The following is a 19,031-nucleotide window of genomic DNA, read 5'->3' on the forward strand; positions in this document are numbered from 1 at the left end:
TTTTTCGCATTGAATTTTTTTGCTTCTTTCATCTAATCTTCGTCATATTTTCAACATTCATTGGTTTTCTCAATGAGATATAGAATATATGCTCCATATTTATTTCTAAATTGAAAAATTTATTAAAATCTCATCACATCTTTTTGCACTGGTAGTTTCACCCAAATAACCTTCGATTTTTTACGTAATCATACCCATTAAATTTGCTTAATCTGTAAGCATCATGCGGATATTTACTAGGGTGCCATGTTTTAAATTGTCTTGGGCGACCATCTAACTGCGACTTTGCTTCGACTCACTGGAGTGATAACAGCAAGGAGGAGGACAGGCAGAATGAAAAACAATCACAGCGCAGTTGATATGCGCGCAGGCCAATCCATTGCTCAGAAGGTACTTCGTAGCTAGAACAAGCCAACTTCTGCTCTGTTTTGATTGGTGAGAAGAAATGTTTCAGCAAGACACGGAGTTGGCGGCACTTGATACGCTAGCCACATTAGAAATTTTGGTGACCAACGTTTAACGAGTTTGCTCTCTAGGCACCTATGAAAGCCCGTCTCATTATCGCCTTATGATTGCAGCAAATTACACCACACCAAATCAACTACTTCCCATTGTAATTTACGGATGGGAGAAAATAGCTGATTATATGCGCAAATTATCATTGGAAGTTTCATGCAGACATATTTGCTTAAGTTCTTTTTAGGTTGCTCTCTTCTTTTCAGTTCTCAGTCCGCTTTTGCTTCGAGCCTTGCTCTGGCTCGAGAGGATGGAAGTGAGATTACTGCCTATCTCACATCGCAAAGTCCTGAGGATGCGACAGACCTGCTGGTTTTAATGCAGGGTTCTGATTGCAATAGCGTGGCGCACAACACGCTCATCAACGAGCAGTTCTCTCAGGTGCTGCCGAAAGCCGATGTCTTGACTGTCGAGAAGTACGGCATCACCTCCGCACTCTCATGGGATCGCACCAATGAGCGGACGGACTGTCCTATTACTTATATTGAGAATGATTCACCCGAGCAACGCGCCTCAGATTATCTCAGGGTGATTGGGCAACTCAAAGAACATGGCACTTATGAGCGAGTGATTTTGCTTGGAGGCAGTGAGGGCGCGGTGGTCGCCAATATGGTCGCGGCGAAGACTGATTTTGTAACAGCCAGCGTTGCCCTAAATGGTGGAGGGCGTAAGTTCCTTGATGATATTTTGCATGACATGAAGTCAAGCGGGATGCCGGAAGAGGCTTACAAAGAAGCTTCTGAAGGAATTAAAGGCTTTGCGCAGCAGGTGGCAACCAGTGAGCCGTTTGAGCTGAACATGAGCGGACACGGTTACAAGTGGTGGAACGCTATGCTGATGTCAGATCAGGTCGAGATACTGGCACAAGTCGAGACGCCTGTTCTTATTGTGCAGGGCGGCATGGACCAGAGTGTTTCGCCTCAAGCCGTTGAAGAGCAGATCGCCAAACTGAAAGGTCTCGGAAAGACGAACATAATGTACCGGTCTTATCCGCAGATGAATCATTCCTTCGAAACACCGAATGGGGACAGCATGGCGAGGGAAGTCATCTTTGACATTCAAAAATGGCTGGCGCAGCTGAAATGATCCGGCAAAGGGCAGTTTTCTGCCCTTTCAATTATTGGGAATGCGACAGGTTCGTTCAATTTAAAGAGAACCCTGATTGTATATCTGAGCGCTTTAATGAAGCGCTAGTTTTGGGAGAGAGGTCTCAGCCGTATTGGTAACACCTTCGCGCTTCATTTTTTTCTCACATTGGCGCAAAGAGGCAGGGGCGAACTTTGGTTTCCAGCACAGAACGATTTCACGGAATTCCTCAATAAACTTTTTGAGCGCAATCCCGTCCAGATCATCAAGCTCAATGCAGGTCACGACAGCTGGGAAGCCAAGAGCAACGCGGATGAATGTGTAGCGGTTTTTTGCAATGTGGTTCTCGTGCAGCATTTGAACCATCAGATGCTGCGGCACTTCATCTTCTTCAGAGAGGTAAGCCATCATCTTGAGACGATCTTCGCACACTCTCAAACGAATTTCGAAGCCTTCAACACAGAGCGTGCATTCACCGTGCCTATCGAAATTCAAAGGCTCCATACCTGTTTCTAACGCAAGTTCATTCAAACGCATATTTACTGGCATATTTTGCAAGACAGACAATCCCACCTGTTCGACTGGTTTCATGAGACATGCTGATGCATGCCGCCTGCGCACCTTTGCTTCCTAAAAGAGCTTAGAACGCTTGTGCTAAGATAAAGTAGGCTAGGCGCGAAAACTGTCTTGAATGAGACACATATGAGCAGATTGTGGGATCTCTGCTGCTAAAACCCGATGGTACTGACCAGCGATAACATATGGTTGAACCTTATTTACCATGGGTCTTCAGCGGGGTAATCGCGGAGATTGTTTAAATGTGACACCTACAACCCGGAGCGATCACGTCCCATGACAACACCGTCATCTCAGGCGGGACAGGTGTTGATAACAGAGGCCCCAATATAGCCGCCTCTTAAAACAGTTTGTCATTATAATGGGTTGCTCAAGTTTCTTTGTCGTTTTGGTTTCATGCGTATTCCCGAAAACCGGAGCCACTTTTCGGGAATACGCTCCTAGCTGAAATCTTGGCTCAAACGAGAGTGTAGGACGTTTGGCAGACCTCAAAATTCAAAGAGTGAACCAACTTAAAGTGCGCTTTCGATTTCAGCGACAATTGCCTCTGCTGCCGCGCGGCGATTTTCTGCAGCATAGATTGGGCGGCCAACAACCAGATAGTCAGATCCTGCCTTAATGGCATCGTATGGTGTCATGACACGGCGCTGGTCTCCTGCTGCGGATCCCTTTGGGCGAACGCCCGGAGTCACAATGCAGAGCTGATCTCCAACTTTTGCCCGCATTGCTTTGGCTTCCAGTGGGGAACATACAATCCCGCCTACGCCAGCCGCCGCTGCATCAACTGCGCGTTGTTCAACCAGATCAGCCGTTGGGCCAACATATCCGGCGTCTTTCAGATCTTGTTCGTCCATAGACGTCAGCACCGTTACGCCCAGCAAACACAGGTCTTTGTTGCCGACTTCTTCCAGAGCGCGAACCGCAGCCCGCATATTTTTTGGGTAGGCATGTAGGGTCATGAATTTCATGCCCATTTTAGCAACGTTTTTCACAGCACTGGTGATGGTGTTGTCGATGTCCAGCAGCTTCACATCTAAAAAGATGGAGTGACCTTCTTTGGCCATCTCTTCAGCAAGCTGGAGGCCACCAGCAAACTGGAGCTGCATGCCAATTTTGTAGGTGCCAACTAGCCCTTGAGTTTCTTTAACAAGCACTCGCGCCTCCTCCACTGTTGGTACATCGAGAGGGAGGATCAGGCGATCAATTGCATTTGCTGGACGGTAAGACATGCGGTGCTCCAAATATCCGGTAGATAAACGGATCAGTTCCTACCAGTTTGTGCCGAGAAATACCAGAGAGAGTGGCAGATCCTAGCTTTTTCATCTTTGGGTATTTGCAGCGATCCCTTAGCCTGTTAAAACGGCGCGTCTATTCCTACCGGCACTGTTGATTTGTGCGGGATCTGGGCTGTTGATTTTTTAAGGGACATACGATGCGTCAGGCCACCATTGCCCGCGGCACAAAAGAAACAACGATCTCTGTTTCCATCAATCTGGATGGCACAGGCAAGTATGACATCAAGACCGGTGTTGGTTTCTTTGACCATATGTTGGAACAACTTTCCCGACATTCGCTCGTGGACATGACCATCCGCGCAGACGGTGATACCCATATTGACGACCACCACACCACCGAGGATGTGGGCATCGCTCTCGGGCAAGCGTTTAAAGAAGCGCTTGGCGATATGAGCGGCATTACACGGTATGCAGACACTCATCTTGCAATGGATGAAGCTTTGACCCGTGTAGCGCTGGATGTTTCCGGTCGTCCTTTCCTTGTTTGGCACGTGGATTTTCCGCGGGACAAGGTTGGCACGTTTGATGTTGAACTGTTTGAAGAGTTTTTCCGTGCGTTTGCTATGAATGCAGGTTTTACTCTGCACATCGCAACGCTTTATGGCACTAATTGTCATCATATTGCGGAGACATGCTTTAAAGCAGTTGCGCGTACAGTACGCACAGCTATCGAACCAGATCCGCGTCAGAGCGGACGTGTGCCGACCACAAAAGGTCAGCTTGGCGGCTAACCTTTTCGGCCCGCAGCTCTGCCAACCCAGGGAGAATGCAATTGGCTGTCTTTTATGTCATGACTGAACCGGGGGTTTCTCTTGACCACCTGAGTGAAGACGACGCACGCAAAATCACCTTTGTAAAAGATGGTTTTTCGTGGTGGGCAATGCTGTTTCCTCTCCTCTGGACTCTATACAACCGCATGTGGCTGGTTTTTCTCGGGTACCTGGCAGCTGTGATTGTTCTGATTTTCGTGGCTGGGGTTTTCGGTTCTACAGCAGGCGGCTTCATTACCGTTCTGGCGACCTTGTTTTTTGCTCTGGAAGCGGGTTTTTTGAAAAGCTGGAGCTTGCGCCGTAAGAACTGGCAGACAGTCAGCTTTATTGCTGCTGCCAATCAGGAAGAAGCCGAAATACGTTTTTTCGACCAGTGGGCGAACAAAAAAAGTACGCCACGGTCTCCACAGGGGCCAATGGCTCCCCAAACCAGCGACACGAGTGTCGTTGGAATGACACTCAAACGATAACAGGAGTTCCTTCATGAGTGTGGCAATTATTGATTATGGTTCCGGCAACTTGCGCTCCGCTGCGAAAGCGTTTGAGCATGCAGCCCATAACCATCATCATACTCATGATGTGCAGGTAACGTCTGACCCTGATGTTGTGGCTAAGGCTGACCGTATTGTACTGCCTGGCGTTGGCGCGTTTGCCGATTGTCGTCGTGGGCTACAGGCGGTTGACGGCATGGAAGAAGCGTTGACGGAAGCCGTGATTTCCAAAGGCAAACCGTTTTTCGGGATCTGTGTTGGTATGCAGCTGCTGGCAACACGCGGGCTTGAGTTTCAGACATCCGAGGGTCTGGACTGGATCTCTGGAGATGTGACGGCCATGAAGCCAACGGATCCAAGCCTCAAAATTCCGCATATGGGCTGGAACACGATCAACGTGCGCCCCGACAGCCATACTGTTCTGGAGGGGATCACCACCGGTTCTGATGGTCTGCACGCGTACTTCGTTCATTCCTACCACTTTGCTGTTGCAAACCCTGAGCACCGTATCGCCAGCTTTGATTATGCCGGCGAGTTCACAGCAATTGTGGGGCGAGACAACATCATCGGCACGCAGTTTCATCCTGAAAAGAGCCAGAAGCTGGGCCTGAAGCTTATTTCCAATTTCCTCAGCTGGGCGCCGTAAGGGCTGCCCGCTGAACCACTGACAAGTCCAAGGACAGAACTATGATTATTTTTCCTGCGATTGACCTTAAAGACGGCCAATGTGTGCGTTTAAAACTGGGCGACATGGAACAGGCAACTGTTTTCAACGATGACCCCGGCGCACAAGCAAAAGCGTTTCAGGATCAAGGTTTTGAGTGGCTGCACGTTGTTGATCTGGATGGTGCGTTTGCCGGGATGAGCAAAAACGGTGAGGCCGTTGATGCAATCCTTGCCAGCACCTCCAATCCCGTTCAGCTGGGCGGCGGTATCCGCACGATGGAACACATCGACAACTGGCTGGCGAAAGGCGTTGCACGCGTCATTCTTGGCACAGTTGCACTGCGTGACCCAGATCTGGTGAAGGCAGCCTGCAAGAAATATCCTGACCGCATTGCTGTTGGCATTGACGCAAAGGGCGGCAAGGTTGCGGTTGAAGGCTGGGCGGAAACCTCTGAACTCACCGTGATTGATCTGGCGAAACAGTTTGAAGACGCTGGCGTTGCTGCTGTCATTTACACCGATATTGACCGCGATGGTGTGTTGAAGGGCCTTAACATCCCGAGCACGCTGGAACTGGCAAACGCGGTTGCTATTCCTGTGATTGCCTCTGGCGGCCTTGCAGACATCAAAGACATTGAGCGGTTGATTGAACCTGACTGCGATATTCTCGAGGGCGCGATTTCCGGTCGTGCGCTTTACGATGGTCGTCTTGACCCGGATGAAGCTTTAGCGCTGATCAAGAAAAGCCGGGAGGGCCTTTCATGACTTTAAAGGCTCGTATTATTCCATGCCTTGATGTGAAGGATGGCCGCGTCGTAAAGGGCGTCAACTTTGTTGATCTGATCGATGCGGGTGACCCGGTTGAAGCCGCGAAAGCCTATGATGCAGCTGGTGCAGATGAACTGACGTTCCTCGACATCACAGCATCCAGTGACAATCGAGACACGATCTATGACGTTGTGAAGCGCACTGCGGAAGCCTGCTTTATGCCGGTGACTGTTGGTGGTGGAGTTCGCTCCGTTGAAGACATTCGCAAACTGCTGATTGCTGGGGCTGATAAAGTTTCAATCAACACCGCTGCGGTGAAGAATCCTGAGTTTATTCGCGAAGCTGCACAGAAATTTGGAAGCCAATGTATTGTTGTCAGCATTGATGCCAAGCGCGTTTCCGCTGAAGGTGAAGCAGAGCGCTTTGAAATCTTCACCCATGGTGGACGCACTCCAACCGGAATTGATGCAGTCGAGTTTGCCAAAAAGGCCGTTGACCTTGGTGCTGGCGAGCTTCTGGTGACTTCAATGGATCGGGATGGCACGCAAGAGGGCTACAATTTGCCGCTTACACGTGCAATTGCGGATGCTGTACATGTGCCTGTTATTGCCTCTGGTGGGGTTGGAACTCTGGATCACCTTGTAGAGGGTGTTCGTGATGGACACGCAACTGCAGTGCTTGCCGCTTCAATCTTCCATTTTGGAACTTATAGTATTGAAGAAGCCAAGCAACACATGGCGGACGCTGGAATTCCAATGCGCCTGGATAAGTAAATTTCGCTCAGGAATTGACGCAGTTCCTAAAGCGGCCGCAAAAGGCTAGTCAAATGACCAATTTTACCCTTACGGACCTTGAGGCTATCATAGCTGAACGTGCGAACAGTGAAGATGAGCTGTCTTACACACGGAAGCTGATTTCCAAGGGTATTTCCAAGTGCGCGCAAAAGCTTGGAGAAGAAGCCGTTGAAACAGCGATTGCCGCTGTAGAGCGTGATAGAGAAGAGGTGGCCTCGGAGGCTGCTGACCTACTTTATCATCTACTTGTTGTACTAAGGGTTTCCGATGTGCCGCTGGACGAGGTTATGACCAAGTTGGCAGCACGCACCGGACAGACCGGACTGGAAGAAAAAGCCTCCCGTAAGGACGGCTGATTCTTTCCAGCAAACGCGAAGTGGGAGGCACGTCGAGCCTTGAGCGCTAACGCCATGCAAAAAGTCATTGCTCCAGTACAAGAACTGGACCTTTCTCCCTACTCTGTGTTTACAGAGAGCGAATGGGCGTCGTTGCGAGCAGACACTCCGATGACATTGCGGTTGCAGGAAATTGAAGACCTGCAATCGCTCAATGATTACGCCTCTATTGAGCAGGTGCAGAATATTTATCTGCCTCTGTCGCGTTTGCTTACCTACTACGTAGAAGCTGCGCAAAGCCTTCAGTTTGCAACGAAGCGCTTTTTGGGCATGAAGCTGGACCGTACGCCGTTCATTATCGGCATTGCTGGTTCCGTTTCTGTCGGCAAATCCACCACTGCGCGTCTGTTGCAGGCATTGCTTTCTCGCTGGCCTGCCAGCCCGAAGGTGGACCTGATCACCACGGACGGATTTTTGTATCCAAACTCTGTTCTGGAATCTGAAGGTTTGATGCGCCGGAAGGGCTTTCCAGAGAGTTATGACCGCTCCGCGCTGCTCCGATTTCTCACCGATATAAAAGGTGGCGAAAAGGATGTTCGTGCCCCAATTTACTCTCATTTCTTCTACGATGTGATGCCGGGACAGCATGTCACAGTCGATCAGCCAAATATTTTGATCGTCGAAGGACTGAACGTTTTGCAGACATCTCATCAACCGAAAGCGGCAAAAGCAGTGCCCTTTGTCTCTGATTTCTTTGACTTTTCCATCTACATTGATGCTGAAGAGCAAGTGCTGCAACGCTGGTATCTTGAGCGTTTCATGCGACTGCGTGAAACTGCATTCCGCGATCCCGGTTCATATTTCCATAAATTTTCCACAATTACCGACGATAAGGCGCAAGAGATCGCGAAGGACCTTTGGCAGAACATCAATCTGGAGAACCTTCGTCAGAACATCTTGCCAACACGACCACGTGCTGACCTGATCCTGACCAAGGGTACAGATCACAGCATTGAAGCGGTCGCGCTACGCAAGATCTAAAAGGGCAGATGCGCTCATAAATGACAAAATTACTAAGTAGGCATTTTTTTTGCGAAACGCTTGCATAGAGTTTTTTGTTTAAGCGCGACAGGCCTGCATGTCTCCCATTTGGGTTGCTGCGAGCCATCTGCGCCTGTCGGCGTGCGAAATGCACACCTAGCAGGTGACTTGCGACAGTAAAACGACAGCTGCGCACCATCAACACTCTGGCATGAACCGCGGAGCGTGCAAACTCGCCGACTGTTTCCTATTGCCAAAATTTGCAATCTCGCGATGCACTGCGCGCGGGAACTGGTGCTGCTGTGCTTAAAATACGCTTTTCGGAGGGATTATGCTACAGCTTGCCAAGGTTTCCGCATTTGCCGGACTTAGTTTGTTGCTGATTACAACAGCCGTTGCGGCTGAGCCAAATGCTTCGTATGGTGCGTTTTCTTCGCCAGAAGACACCGCTTTGATCCTCACAGGGTCCGCAGATCTACCTCAAAACAAGCTTACGACTTCCGGTAGTTACAGCGTTTCCAGACCCATTCTAGCTGAGGGCTGGGCAACTGATGAAGACGGTGAGGCTGGCAGTTCAGTTCAACAAATCCTCTCTGTTGGCGCAATGCTGAGCGTTCTGGCTTGGGTAACCGATGAGCATAAAGGTGAGTTGGTTCGCCTTGGTATTGATCCGGATGCTGAAGCAGTTGTTGCAGATGGCAGCACCTCGGATCTTTACGTCACTAAAGCTGATTTCGCGAAATATGCTCTGGCGGAAGAAAAAACTCTCAGCCAAGAGGATGCCAACAAAATTGCAGGCAGCGACGAAGACAGTTATCTCGGATATGCATCTGCAATTGTTGCTGCAAGTTCGGGTGCAAGACGAACTGTTCGCCGTCGCCGCGGTATGACTTACTGTTACCGCTATGTGAAAAAACACCTTATGGCTGAAGGCATGGTAGACACCTACATTCCCGGTGGCTCTGCTTATATGGCGATCAAATCACTCCCAAAATACGGTTTCAAACGACTTCGTGTTAGCAGTCCTGACCGTGCACCGGTTGGCTCTATCTGTGTTTATGACCGCGACAAACGCAACCGTCATGGCCACATCGAAGTGAAGAAGAGCGACACTTGTTATTGGTTCGGCTATGGCTGTAACAAGAACTCTATGTACGGACGTCGTGATTTCTACGACTGCTTTGCAAAGGGCGATATTAAACGCAGTTTCTGGGCCTTCACCGCGTCTAAGAGCGACAAAGACAGTAAAGAAACCAAAACACTGACCAGAAAAAACGACCCTTCTGAGCGCTTGTAATCTTGCTGGACGATAATGCCTCGGCTTCTGGTCAGGATTTTATCATTTTGGTACTGCAATTTTTCTTAAACTGGACATTCCTAGGAGACCAAAAATGCTCGCATATCTAGCTGCAATGAAATCTTCAGAGAAGTCCGAGATGAAAACACTTGATAATCAGAATGACTTTGGTCAGGCCGTAGGCGATGACTTGCCTAACTGGACTGCTGCTCAGTTTCCACCCGATACGACACTGGAAGGGCGCTATTGCCGAATAGAGCGCCTCAATCCATCAAAACACGCCGTAGAGCTGTTTGAAGCATTCAGCGTTGATCGTGAAGGCCGCAACTGGACCTACCTCGCGTATGGCCCGTTTTCCGAATACTCCGAGTTTTTGCTCCACATAAATGGGCTTGCTAAGGGCAATGACCCATTGGCATTCGTCATCATTGACACTGAAAGCGGCAAAGCCGTTGGCGTTGCGACTTACATCAGAATCTCTCCTGAGATCGGCAGCATTGAAGTCGGGCACATTCATTTTTCTCCTCTGCTACAGCGCAAGCCGGGCGGAACAGAAGCCATGTATCTGATGATGAAAAATGTTTTCGAAACGCTCGGTTACAGACGGTATGAGTGGAAGTGCCATTCTCTCAATACAGTTTCTCGTAAGGCCGCAGTTCGCCTTGGCTTCAGCTATGAAGGCACGTTCCGACAGGCCACAGTTATGAAGGGTAAGAACCGGGATACTTCATGGTTCTCTATCATTGATAGTGAATGGCCTGTTTTGAAAGCGGCCTTTGAAAAGTGGTTGGCACCAGATAACTTCAAAGAAAATGGTGACCGCATCACCTCATTGCCTGAATTGATTGCCAGACAAGAAACTAAGGTTTTTTAAAGTGCAGCTCCCTTGGTCAATAATCGAGGGGGCTTTTCCACCTCACTCAACAACCTTAGCGGTTAATAATTATACGTAACACTGAGTGGCCCTATTTCAAATTCATTGTCGGCTCTACCGTCCAGCTTTGGTTCGCAGAGGCAAATATTAATGAAAACGCCCAACACTTTTTTGCTCGCGCTTTCCGCAATTGGTTTTCTCATTTCAACAAGCACCTCAAGCAGCATGGAGATCGTCGAGCGGGAGGATCTTAATGAGGTATTTTTGCAATCCGGTTCTGAGGGAACGTTTGTCTTATACGATATTGCAAAAGACCGGATGGTCCTTGTGAACAGGTCTCGTGCAGCGGCACGAAAAATACCTGCTTCCACCTTCAAAATTCCAAATAGCTTAATTGCGCTGGAGCTCGGCATTGTTGCTGGCGTGGATGAGGTTGTCCCGACGGGCAACAGAAAACTCGCTTTAGAGAGCTGGCGTAAGCCAATGGGCCTTCGTGAGGCGATTATGGTATCCAATGTGCCGGTTTATCAGGAAATTGCCCAACGTGTCGGACCGAAAGCCTACACGGAGTGGCTAGCAAAATTGCAGTACGGTAACGCTACGATTGGTGAGAATGTTGAACGGTTCTGGTTAAATGGGCCACTTGAAATTAGCGCTAAAGAACAAGCGGTATTTTTATCCAAACTCGCGACCAGAGATTTGCCATTCAGCGAGCGAACGCTCGATGACGTCCATGAGATTACCTTGCTAGAAGATACAAGCGGCTATGAACTACATGCCAAAACGGGTTGGAGTATCAGCACAAAACCGGGTATCGGCTGGTGGGTTGGCTGGGTTGAGCAGAACGACAGCGTTTATACGTTTGCTCTGAACATGGACATTCACTCTCGATCTGACCTCCCCAAACGCATAGATCTAGCAAGGAATTTTCTGATGCGACTGGGGCTACTCGACCCTCAGTGACCTATCCAATGCCCTTAGAATTATCTCGAGGCTGACTGTATTCGTAATGGCAGTCTCCTAGGGTCCCATAGCAACATTCCCGAACACCACCCACTCGCTGCAAATCTTCTGGTGTTGAGCACTGTTATGGCGCGGTTTGTCCGTGGTGTAATGCCATCGGCACATCCAATAATTGTCGTTAGTATAATTTATTTCGTCATAGTAGAGTAAATGTAATTTCTTCGCTGACTTATCAATAGAAATGACGTTAATTCAAACAACTCTTATCTTGAAAACATGAAACTAATTTAAATATATAAAATGTCAGTTCATTAGTCGATGAGTTAGCAAATTTTTGTTGACCCAATAGACAGAGATGCAGGTTTAAACTCATATCTACTTTAAGGGTATCCAGACACTCAAAAAGGAACCAGCATGTTCGACCTAAACAAAAACAACAAGAGCGCCGCCGCCCAGCAAGAACTTAAAGAGCAGTTGGAAGCACTGCGTTCAAAAACAGGGTCGAAGGTCGAAAACCAGCGCGTTGATAATCTTGATAAAAGCATGCTTGATCAGGCAGCAATGCCACACCAAGTACAGTTGATGCATGACCTTTCCAAAGCGCGTGAGCAATATCGTGCAGCCACCGGCGAAGAGAACAAGAAGGCTGCGATGATGCGCATTTCAGACCTTGAAACGCGATTGGCTATGGAAAAAGAAAAACACGCCAAGGGCTGACCGATCTGACCTTTAGGTAAGAGTAGGCCCGGAGCAGAAGACTGTGCCGGGCCTTTTGTTTTTTCACGGGTAAATAGTTAGTGAGCCAGCTCTGCTAGCATTCCTGCAGCAACCGAGAATTTGGAAACTGAAAGGTTGTGTTCCAAAATTTCATTGGTTGCTTTCAGCGTTCTGTCTGCTCGTGCACCATGGCGTTCCAGCCATCCCTCAAAGCCATTCTCACTTTCCAGTGCCTGAGCCGTCAGGTTACGCAGCGCCTCCGCCAGAACAGAGCGGGAGCGATCCAACGCGAGGCCATCGTAGTAATCACGAATGACAAATTCACGCGCCAGTTCTTCGATGTCGGTGAAGCGGAAGTGATCAGAAACGCGGAAGTAGGAAGCTGCAACCTCATCCACATCACGTGCTGATTTTTCCGAGACAAGCACGATATCCGGGATCACCATCTCACCGCTGAGACGAGCGATACGAGCGCCAATCATGATTGGTACGCCAGCTTCTACCAGACGATGGGTTTCAGCTTTCAGTGCTTCGCACTGCTCTTCGGAGAGGAATGTTTCCAGACGTGGAGAGAGACGTTGCACGTTGCCCCGGAAGCGGTTGATCGCGGTTTCCAGACCTTCTTCGAAGGAGACATTGCGCAGGAACCATATGACCTGGCCAAGCACAAGGTCTTGGATCTCTTCATATAGCTCTAACTGTAGTTCACCAGAAATGGTGTTGTCGAGACGATCAATCTCTTCGTTCAGTTGTGTCAGGCCAAACGCATCCCGGACTACAGCAAAGGCTCGTGCAACATCTGCTGCGGCTGCGCCAGTCTGGTCAATGATGCGGGTCAAGAAGGCAGGGCCACCCCGGTTGATGATGGAGTTTGCCAGCATTGTCGCGATGATTTCGCGGCGTAGACGGTGACCTTCAATTTCCTTCGAGTAGGTCTCGGCCATCTTCTTAGGGAAGTAACGGTAAAGCTCTTTCGCCAGATAAGCATCATCTGGAACCGAGCTATTGAGCAGCGTATCGTGCAGGGTGAGTTTTGCGTAAGCCAGCAGCACGCCAAGTTCTGGACGAGACAGGTGCTGACCTGCTTTTTCGCGCTCTTCAATCACACTGTCATCTGGCAAGTCTTCAACAACACGATCCAGCAGATCGACGCTTTCCAACTGACGCATCATGCGCACCTGATAGCCAAGATCTTCCAGACCGCGACGATCACACAAGGAGATTGCCAATGTCTGCAGGTAGTTGTTGCGCAAAACCAGCTGAGCCACTTCATTGGTCATCTCTGCAAGCAGAACGTTCCTGTCTGGCGTGTTCAAGCTGCCCTTTTTCACCGCAGTGCCCAGCGCAATCTTGATGTTCACTTCCATATCGGAGGAGTTCACACCAGCCGAGTTATCGATGGCATCCGAGTTACAATGCCCACCAGCACGGCTGAATTCGATACGTGCTTTTTGGGTAATGCCGAGGTTTGCCCCCTCGCCGATGACCTTCGAACCAACTTCACAGGCTGTGATACGAATTGCATCATTGGCACGGTCGCCAACGTCATTGTTATTTTCATCAGATGCACGGATATACGTCCCGATACCGCCAAACCACAACAGATCTGCCTTCATCTTCAGGATCGCAGTCATCACTTCCTGAGGAGATGCTTTGGGTTTGTTGAAGCCGAGCAGCTTCTGGACCTGAACAGTCAAAGGAATTGACTTTGCAGAACGAGAGTAGATGCCACCACCTTCTGAAATCAGCTCTTTGTTGTAATCCTGCCAAGAAGACCGGCCCAGATCGAACATGCGTTTGCGCTCGTCCCATGTCGCGGCTGGATCCGGATTAGGATCAAGGAAGATATCGCGATGATCAAATGCAGCTAATAGCTTGGTTGCTTTGGAAAGCAGCATACCATTGCCGAACACATCACCAGACATGTCGCCAACACCACAGGCGGTGAATGGCTCTTTCTGGATGTTCCGATCCATCTCGCGGAAGTGGCGCTTTACAGCTTCCCACGCTCCGCGCGCTGTGATGCCCATCTTCTTGTGGTCGTAACCAGCAGAACCACCGGACGCGAATGCATCGCCAAGCCAGAAGCCTTTGTCCTCAGAGATCGCGTTTGCGGTATCTGAGAAAGTGGCTGTGCCCTTATCCGCTGCAACGACAAGGTATGGGTCGTCTTGGTCGTGGCGAACAACCAGTTCCGGCGGCAGAATTAGGTCTGCATCCAAGTTGTCTGTCAGCTCCAGCAATGATGCAATAAAGATCTTGTAGGCTGCTGTTCCTTCCGCAATCCACTCATCACGGCCGCCAGTTGTTGGCAATTGCTTTGGCAGGAAGCCACCTTTCGCTCCAACAGGAACGATCACAGCGTTTTTGACCTGCTGAGCTTTTACAAGGCCGAGCACTTCTGTGCGGTAATCCTGCGCCCGATCAGACCAGCGCAAGCCACCACGAGCAGCTGGACCGAAGCGCATGTGAACGCCTTCGACCCGCGGGCTATATACGAATATTTCGCGGTATGGCAGAGGCTTGGGCAGACCCTCAACCTTATGCGGGTTAAGTTTGAATGAGAATGTCTGTTTTGGCTGACCTGCATCATCCAACTGGAAGAAGTTTGAGCGCAATGTTGCGAGGATCAAATTTTGGAAACGACGCAGAATTCGGTCATCATCCAAGCTTGTCACATCATCCAGGCTTGCGGAAATCTCATCAATAAGACGCGTCTCCTTGCCCGAACGTTCGAACGTCCCAAGTGTCGGATCGAAGCGTGTATGGAACAAGTGAACGAGTTGCTGAGCGATCTGTGGATAGCGGTTAAGAGTTCCCCACATATAATCCTCAGAATAGAGGATTCCCGCCTGACGTAAGTACCGGGAGAACGCTCTGATCATTGCGATATCGCGCCAAGCCAGCCCAGCGGTCAAAGCCAGTGCGTTGTAACCATCGTTTTCGGCCTGCTTATTCCACACTGCAAGGAACAAAGCTCCCAGACGCTCGATGTCCGCTTCGGTGAAATTGCGGAACCGGTCTTCATCCAAATGAAGCGTTGTATCGTGCAAGTAACTTAAGTCGCGATCTAACGGCGTGATCCGGTAAGTTCTCTCGTTGATCACCCGGAAGCCGAGATTTTCCAACATTGGAACACGAGCTGATAAAGGGATTGGCTTATTGATGTGATACGCGCGAAGCGAGATCTGGCCCTTGCCTTCACGCTCCCGCTTATAGAAGCTGATAACAAGCGGGCGCTTCTCACTGAGCTGCTCAATGCGGCGGATATCTTTGGTTGCTGTCGCTGCAGGTGTACCAGAGGTGTATTCACCATCAAACGCAGAGCCATACCGCTTGAGAAGGGCACCGGAAATCGCATTCCCATAAACAGAGCGCAGGGCTTCTCTCAGGCTATCTGTCCAGGTCCGAACAATCTCCTGAATGGACGCTTCCAGCTCTGCCTGAGATGGGATTGGTGTATCACCGGCATATCGACCGATAATGTAGTGCACGCGGACGAGCGGTCCTTCCGGGAAGGTTGCGTACCATGCGGACAGGCGACCTTCATAAACATTGGCAAGGTATTTTCCAACACGCTCACGAATGCTCGTGGTGAAGTGATCTCTTGGAATATACGTGATGATGGATACGAAGCGGTCGAACTTATCTGTTCTGGAGAGCACACGAATACGCGGTCGCTCATTCAGTTGCAAAATCGCATCAGCAAAATTGGAAAGCGTGTCAGCATCAATCTGGAAGAGGTCATCACGCGGATAGCCTTCCAGAATATTGCGAAGCGCACGACCGCTGTGGCTTTCAGGATCGAAGCCATGCTTCTTCATCACCTTCGCTGTTTTATGGCGAATATAAGGAATTGAGCTGGTGGAACGGGTGTAGGCCGTTGAAGTGAAGAGACCGACAACACGCAATTCTCCGCGAAGTTTGCCTTCTTTGTCGAAGAGCTTAACACCGACGTAATCCATATGCACATGGCGATGCACGCGGCTGCGGATGTTTGCCTTACCGATGATCAGCGGTTCGGGCTTTAGCAAGAACTCACGAATTTCCGGTGTCATCACCACGAATTCGGAGCCTTTACGCAACACTCTGACCTTTGGATCGGACAGGATGCCGAGGCCAGAGCCTTCAATGAGAGAAAGCTCGCCGTTTTCGGTGGTATCTTCGAAAATGAACTCACGTATGCCCAAAAGCGTGAAATTATCTGCTGCCATCCACTCAAGGAAAGCGATCGCTTCATCAAACTGCTTGCTGCTCGCTCTCTTCCGGACTTGCTGATATTCGTCTACAGCGCGTTGGATTCTGTCGCGCATAGGGCGCCAGTCCGTCACAGCTTTGCGAACATCACTCAAAACAAGATTAAGCGTTTCTTCAAGCTTCTTGTTGTCATCCTCTGAATTGAGGCGTGTCAGATGGATATGGATGAGGCTTTCGCGGCGAACAGATGGGCCTCCTTGCCCAACAGTGCCGTGGAACCGCTGCAATCCACCCTTCTCATCACGCTCAACAATAAAGAGCGGGTGAAGCACCAGCCGCACTTCGTAGCTTGCTGTTTGTATAGCACCCATAACGGAAGAAACAAGGAAGGCCATGTTATCGTTGACGATTTCAACGATTGTAATGTCTTCTAGTTGTTTACCATCAGCGTTTGGTTGCGGATTAAAGACCCTAACCCTGTGCGTCCCAAGGGGATGATTGATAAAATCACCCCAAGCTTCTTTAGAGATAACAGCAAGTTCAGAAGCTGTATAATTCTGGAGATCTTCCGCATCTGCGTGGCCGAAGAGGTCTTCTGCAAACCTTGCTTCCTCTTCATTTCCATCAATCAGCAGAGCACAGGTATCGGCAATAAGCCCAGCTTTAGCCTCGGTTGTCGTTCCGGACATTCAGGCGTTCCTCATCCAATATTATACCAACATAAACTGCGCTCACATGCCACATGGACGTGCAGCCAATGTCTTTGAAACCTATTAAGGTGCATTTGTTCAATTTTTCAATCCGAAACGCTACGAGAAACCGGCAAAAACGTCGTTTTCAGTAGAATGTGTTTGGATGTGAGCGACATCCCCCAATTTTTGTAATTTTCAAAAAACCTTCTTGAAGAACCTCTGGTTGCTTGAGCCACCCTCAACTGCCTATTGAGGACAGAGGTCTAAAAAACGCTGCCTATTCTGTGACAAGGGGTGATGGACGTTGTACAACCCATGAACCAATTCTAATACAAGCTCCAAGGAGTCAGTAATGTCGGTGCGCGTGTTCATTGATGGAGAAGCCGGAACGACGGGTCTACAGATCCGAGAACGTTTGGCTGAACGCCGTGACATTGAGATCCTAAGCATCGCCGCAGAGCGCCGTAAGGATCTGGATGCGCGGGCAGAGCTTTTGAATAGTGCTGATGTAGCGATCCTGTGTTTGCCAGATGCGGCCGCGCTGGAAGGTGTGTCTCTGATCAAAAACGAGACCACCCGCGTTATTGATGCCTCTTCTGCACACCGGGTTGATCCTGACTGGGCCTATGGTTTCCCGGAAATGACTAGGGACCAGTCCGAGATCATTTCCAAGGCACGTTTTGTGTCTAACCCTGGATGTTATCCGCAAGGCGTTATCGCAACCGTGCGTCCTTTGTTGGAAGCCGGTCTTGTGCCATCCACTCATGCGCTGACCGTAAACGCTATTTCTGGCTATTCCGGTGGCGGACGTCAGATGATTGAAAGCTATGAGAGCAGTGAGAAGCCATCCTCTTTCTGGCCTTATGCTCTGCAGTTTGGTCACAAGCATTTACCGGAGATGCAGCACTACGCAGACCTTGCACATGCACCGCTGTTCCAGCCTTCCGTTGGCAACTATGCGCAGGGCATGATGACGTTTGTTCCGCTGCAACTTGGCCAACTTCGCACTGTACCTAAGGGCAAAGACCTTCACGCCGCGCTCGCGGATCACTTCGCAAGCGTTAATGGCGATGTGGAAGTGGCTCCGTTTGAAAGTGTCAATGCGATTGAAGATCTGAGTCCCGAAATGTTCAACGGTACAAACCACATGCGCTTGCACGTGTTTGCCAATGACGACATGGCGCAGGCAATGCTGGTTGCTATCTATGACAATCTTGGAAAAGGCGCATCCGGCGCCGCAGTCCAAAACCTGAATATTATGATGGGCCTGAGTGAGAACGTAGATCTCTGCGTGGCCTAAAAACAAAATCAAAGAGAATTCCAGAGATCCGAGGAGAGTAATCCATGGAAAAGTTTGAGACACTGACAGGCGTTGCTGCACCGCTACCGTTGATCAATATCGATACAGATATGATCATCCCGAAGCAGTTTCTGAAGACCATTAAGCGCACGGGCCTCGGCACAGCACTTTTCCATGAAATGCGCACCAACGATGATGGTTCCAAAAACGAAGAGTTTGTTCTGAACAAACCAGGATATGGCAATGCCCAGATCCTGGTTGCCGGTGACAATTTCGGCTGCGGCTCCTCTCGTGAGCATGCGCCTTGGGCTCTGCTTGATTACGGTATCCGCTGTGTGATCTCCACCAGCTTTGCTGACATCTTCTACAACAATTGCTTCAAGAACGGCATTCTGCCAATTGTTGTGAGCCAGGATGATCTCGATAAGCTTATGGATGATGCATCTCGCGGTGCAAACGCTACCCTGACAATCGATCTGGAAGCTCAGGAAGTTCGCGGTCCTGACGGTGGCACCATCAAGTTTGATGTTGATCCACACCGCAAGCATTGCCTCATCAACGGCCTTGATGACATTGGTCAGACTTTTCAAAAGACTGCTCACATCGACACCTACGAAGACCTGCTGGAAAAGAGCCACCCTTGGCACTAAGTC

17 protein-coding genes are annotated in these 19,031 nt (G+C 49.7%); 14 read left to right on the forward strand and 3 right to left on the reverse strand.

What is annotated here, in order from left to right:
* Nucleotides 1-672: 672 nt before the first annotated feature.
* Nucleotides 673-1,602 carry an alpha/beta hydrolase family protein gene (locus BLS62_RS18240; RefSeq protein WP_093183609.1) on the forward strand — a complete coding sequence of 310 codons (930 nt, stop codon included), beginning with the start codon at nucleotides 673-675 and terminating at the stop codon, nucleotides 1,600-1,602.
* 93 nt (nucleotides 1,603-1,695) lie between these two features.
* Here the strand turns inward: BLS62_RS18240 and BLS62_RS18245 are convergent, their stop codons facing one another.
* The gene (locus BLS62_RS18245; RefSeq protein ID WP_093183611.1) at nucleotides 1,696-2,193 is read right to left on the reverse strand and encodes a type III secretion system chaperone family protein; all 498 of its coding nucleotides are present in this window, start codon (nucleotides 2,191-2,193) and stop codon (nucleotides 1,696-1,698) included.
* 497 nt (nucleotides 2,194-2,690) lie between these two features.
* A complete protein-coding gene (gene pyrF, locus BLS62_RS18250) occupies nucleotides 2,691-3,407 on the reverse strand; it encodes an orotidine-5'-phosphate decarboxylase (RefSeq protein ID WP_093183613.1) in 717 nt (238 codons plus the stop codon).
* Between the two features lie 203 nt (nucleotides 3,408-3,610).
* Here pyrF and hisB point away from each other — a divergent pair, with 203 nt between their 5' ends.
* From hisB to BLS62_RS18305, 11 genes are all read left to right on the forward strand, one after another.
* Nucleotides 3,611-4,204 carry an imidazoleglycerol-phosphate dehydratase HisB gene (gene hisB / locus BLS62_RS18255; RefSeq protein WP_093183615.1) on the forward strand — a complete coding sequence of 198 codons (594 nt, stop codon included), beginning with the start codon at nucleotides 3,611-3,613 and terminating at the stop codon, nucleotides 4,202-4,204.
* Between the two features lie 35 nt (nucleotides 4,205-4,239).
* Complete coding sequence (locus tag BLS62_RS18260; RefSeq protein WP_093183618.1) at nucleotides 4,240-4,713, forward strand: DUF2628 domain-containing protein; 474 nt, start codon at nucleotides 4,240-4,242, stop codon at nucleotides 4,711-4,713.
* 13 nt (nucleotides 4,714-4,726) lie between these two features.
* Nucleotides 4,727-5,380, forward strand: coding sequence for an imidazole glycerol phosphate synthase subunit HisH (gene hisH / locus BLS62_RS18265; protein ID WP_093183620.1), 654 nt, complete (start codon nucleotides 4,727-4,729; stop codon nucleotides 5,378-5,380).
* Between the two features lie 41 nt (nucleotides 5,381-5,421).
* Nucleotides 5,422-6,165: a 1-(5-phosphoribosyl)-5-[(5-phosphoribosylamino)methylideneamino]imidazole-4-carboxamide isomerase gene (gene hisA, locus BLS62_RS18270; protein ID WP_093183622.1), complete on the forward strand. Its 744-nt coding sequence runs from the start codon at nucleotides 5,422-5,424 to the stop codon at nucleotides 6,163-6,165.
* Nucleotides 6,162-6,941 carry an imidazole glycerol phosphate synthase subunit HisF gene (gene hisF, locus BLS62_RS18275; protein WP_093183624.1) on the forward strand — a complete coding sequence of 260 codons (780 nt, stop codon included), beginning with the start codon at nucleotides 6,162-6,164 and terminating at the stop codon, nucleotides 6,939-6,941. Before hisA ends, hisF begins: the two co-directional genes overlap by 4 nt.
* Before the next feature lie 53 nt (nucleotides 6,942-6,994).
* Entirely contained in the window at nucleotides 6,995-7,318 is a 324-nt protein-coding gene (locus BLS62_RS18280) for a phosphoribosyl-ATP diphosphatase (RefSeq protein WP_093183627.1), read from the forward strand.
* A gap of 54 nt (nucleotides 7,319-7,372) precedes the next feature.
* Nucleotides 7,373-8,338 carry a type I pantothenate kinase gene (gene coaA, locus BLS62_RS18285; protein ID WP_093183630.1) on the forward strand — a complete coding sequence of 322 codons (966 nt, stop codon included), beginning with the start codon at nucleotides 7,373-7,375 and terminating at the stop codon, nucleotides 8,336-8,338.
* Between the two features lie 331 nt (nucleotides 8,339-8,669).
* The gene (locus BLS62_RS18290) at nucleotides 8,670-9,635 is read left to right on the forward strand and encodes a hypothetical protein (protein WP_093183633.1); all 966 of its coding nucleotides are present in this window, start codon (nucleotides 8,670-8,672) and stop codon (nucleotides 9,633-9,635) included.
* Between the two features lie 94 nt (nucleotides 9,636-9,729).
* Nucleotides 9,730-10,509, forward strand: a complete 780-nt coding sequence (locus BLS62_RS18295; protein ID WP_093183636.1) for a GNAT family N-acetyltransferase — start codon at nucleotides 9,730-9,732, stop codon at nucleotides 10,507-10,509.
* 150 nt (nucleotides 10,510-10,659) lie between these two features.
* Nucleotides 10,660-11,472, forward strand: coding sequence for a class D beta-lactamase (blaOXA, locus tag BLS62_RS18300; protein WP_093183639.1), 813 nt, complete (start codon nucleotides 10,660-10,662; stop codon nucleotides 11,470-11,472).
* A 414-nt stretch (nucleotides 11,473-11,886) separates the two neighbouring features.
* Nucleotides 11,887-12,189 (forward strand): hypothetical protein, encoded by a 303-nt coding sequence (locus BLS62_RS18305; RefSeq protein WP_093183641.1) that lies wholly within the window; start codon nucleotides 11,887-11,889, stop codon nucleotides 12,187-12,189.
* A 77-nt stretch (nucleotides 12,190-12,266) separates the two neighbouring features.
* On the opposite strand, the gene BLS62_RS18310 is transcribed toward BLS62_RS18305, so the two are convergent.
* A complete protein-coding gene (locus BLS62_RS18310) occupies nucleotides 12,267-17,075 on the reverse strand; it encodes an NAD-glutamate dehydrogenase (protein WP_093183644.1) in 4,809 nt (1,602 codons plus the stop codon).
* A 355-nt stretch (nucleotides 17,076-17,430) separates the two neighbouring features.
* Between BLS62_RS18310 and argC the strand changes: the two genes are divergently transcribed.
* A complete protein-coding gene (gene argC / locus BLS62_RS18315) occupies nucleotides 17,431-18,378 on the forward strand; it encodes an N-acetyl-gamma-glutamyl-phosphate reductase (RefSeq protein ID WP_200798540.1) in 948 nt (315 codons plus the stop codon).
* Nucleotides 18,379-18,422: 44 nt separating this feature from the next.
* Nucleotides 18,423-19,028, forward strand: coding sequence for a 3-isopropylmalate dehydratase small subunit (leuD, locus tag BLS62_RS18320; protein WP_093183646.1), 606 nt, complete (start codon nucleotides 18,423-18,425; stop codon nucleotides 19,026-19,028).
* Nucleotides 19,029-19,031: the final 3 nt, after the last annotated feature.

Origin of the sequence: Pseudovibrio sp. Tun.PSC04-5.I4 (genome assembly GCF_900104145.1) — a bacterium.
Taxonomy (GTDB): domain Bacteria; phylum Pseudomonadota; class Alphaproteobacteria; order Rhizobiales; family Stappiaceae; genus Pseudovibrio.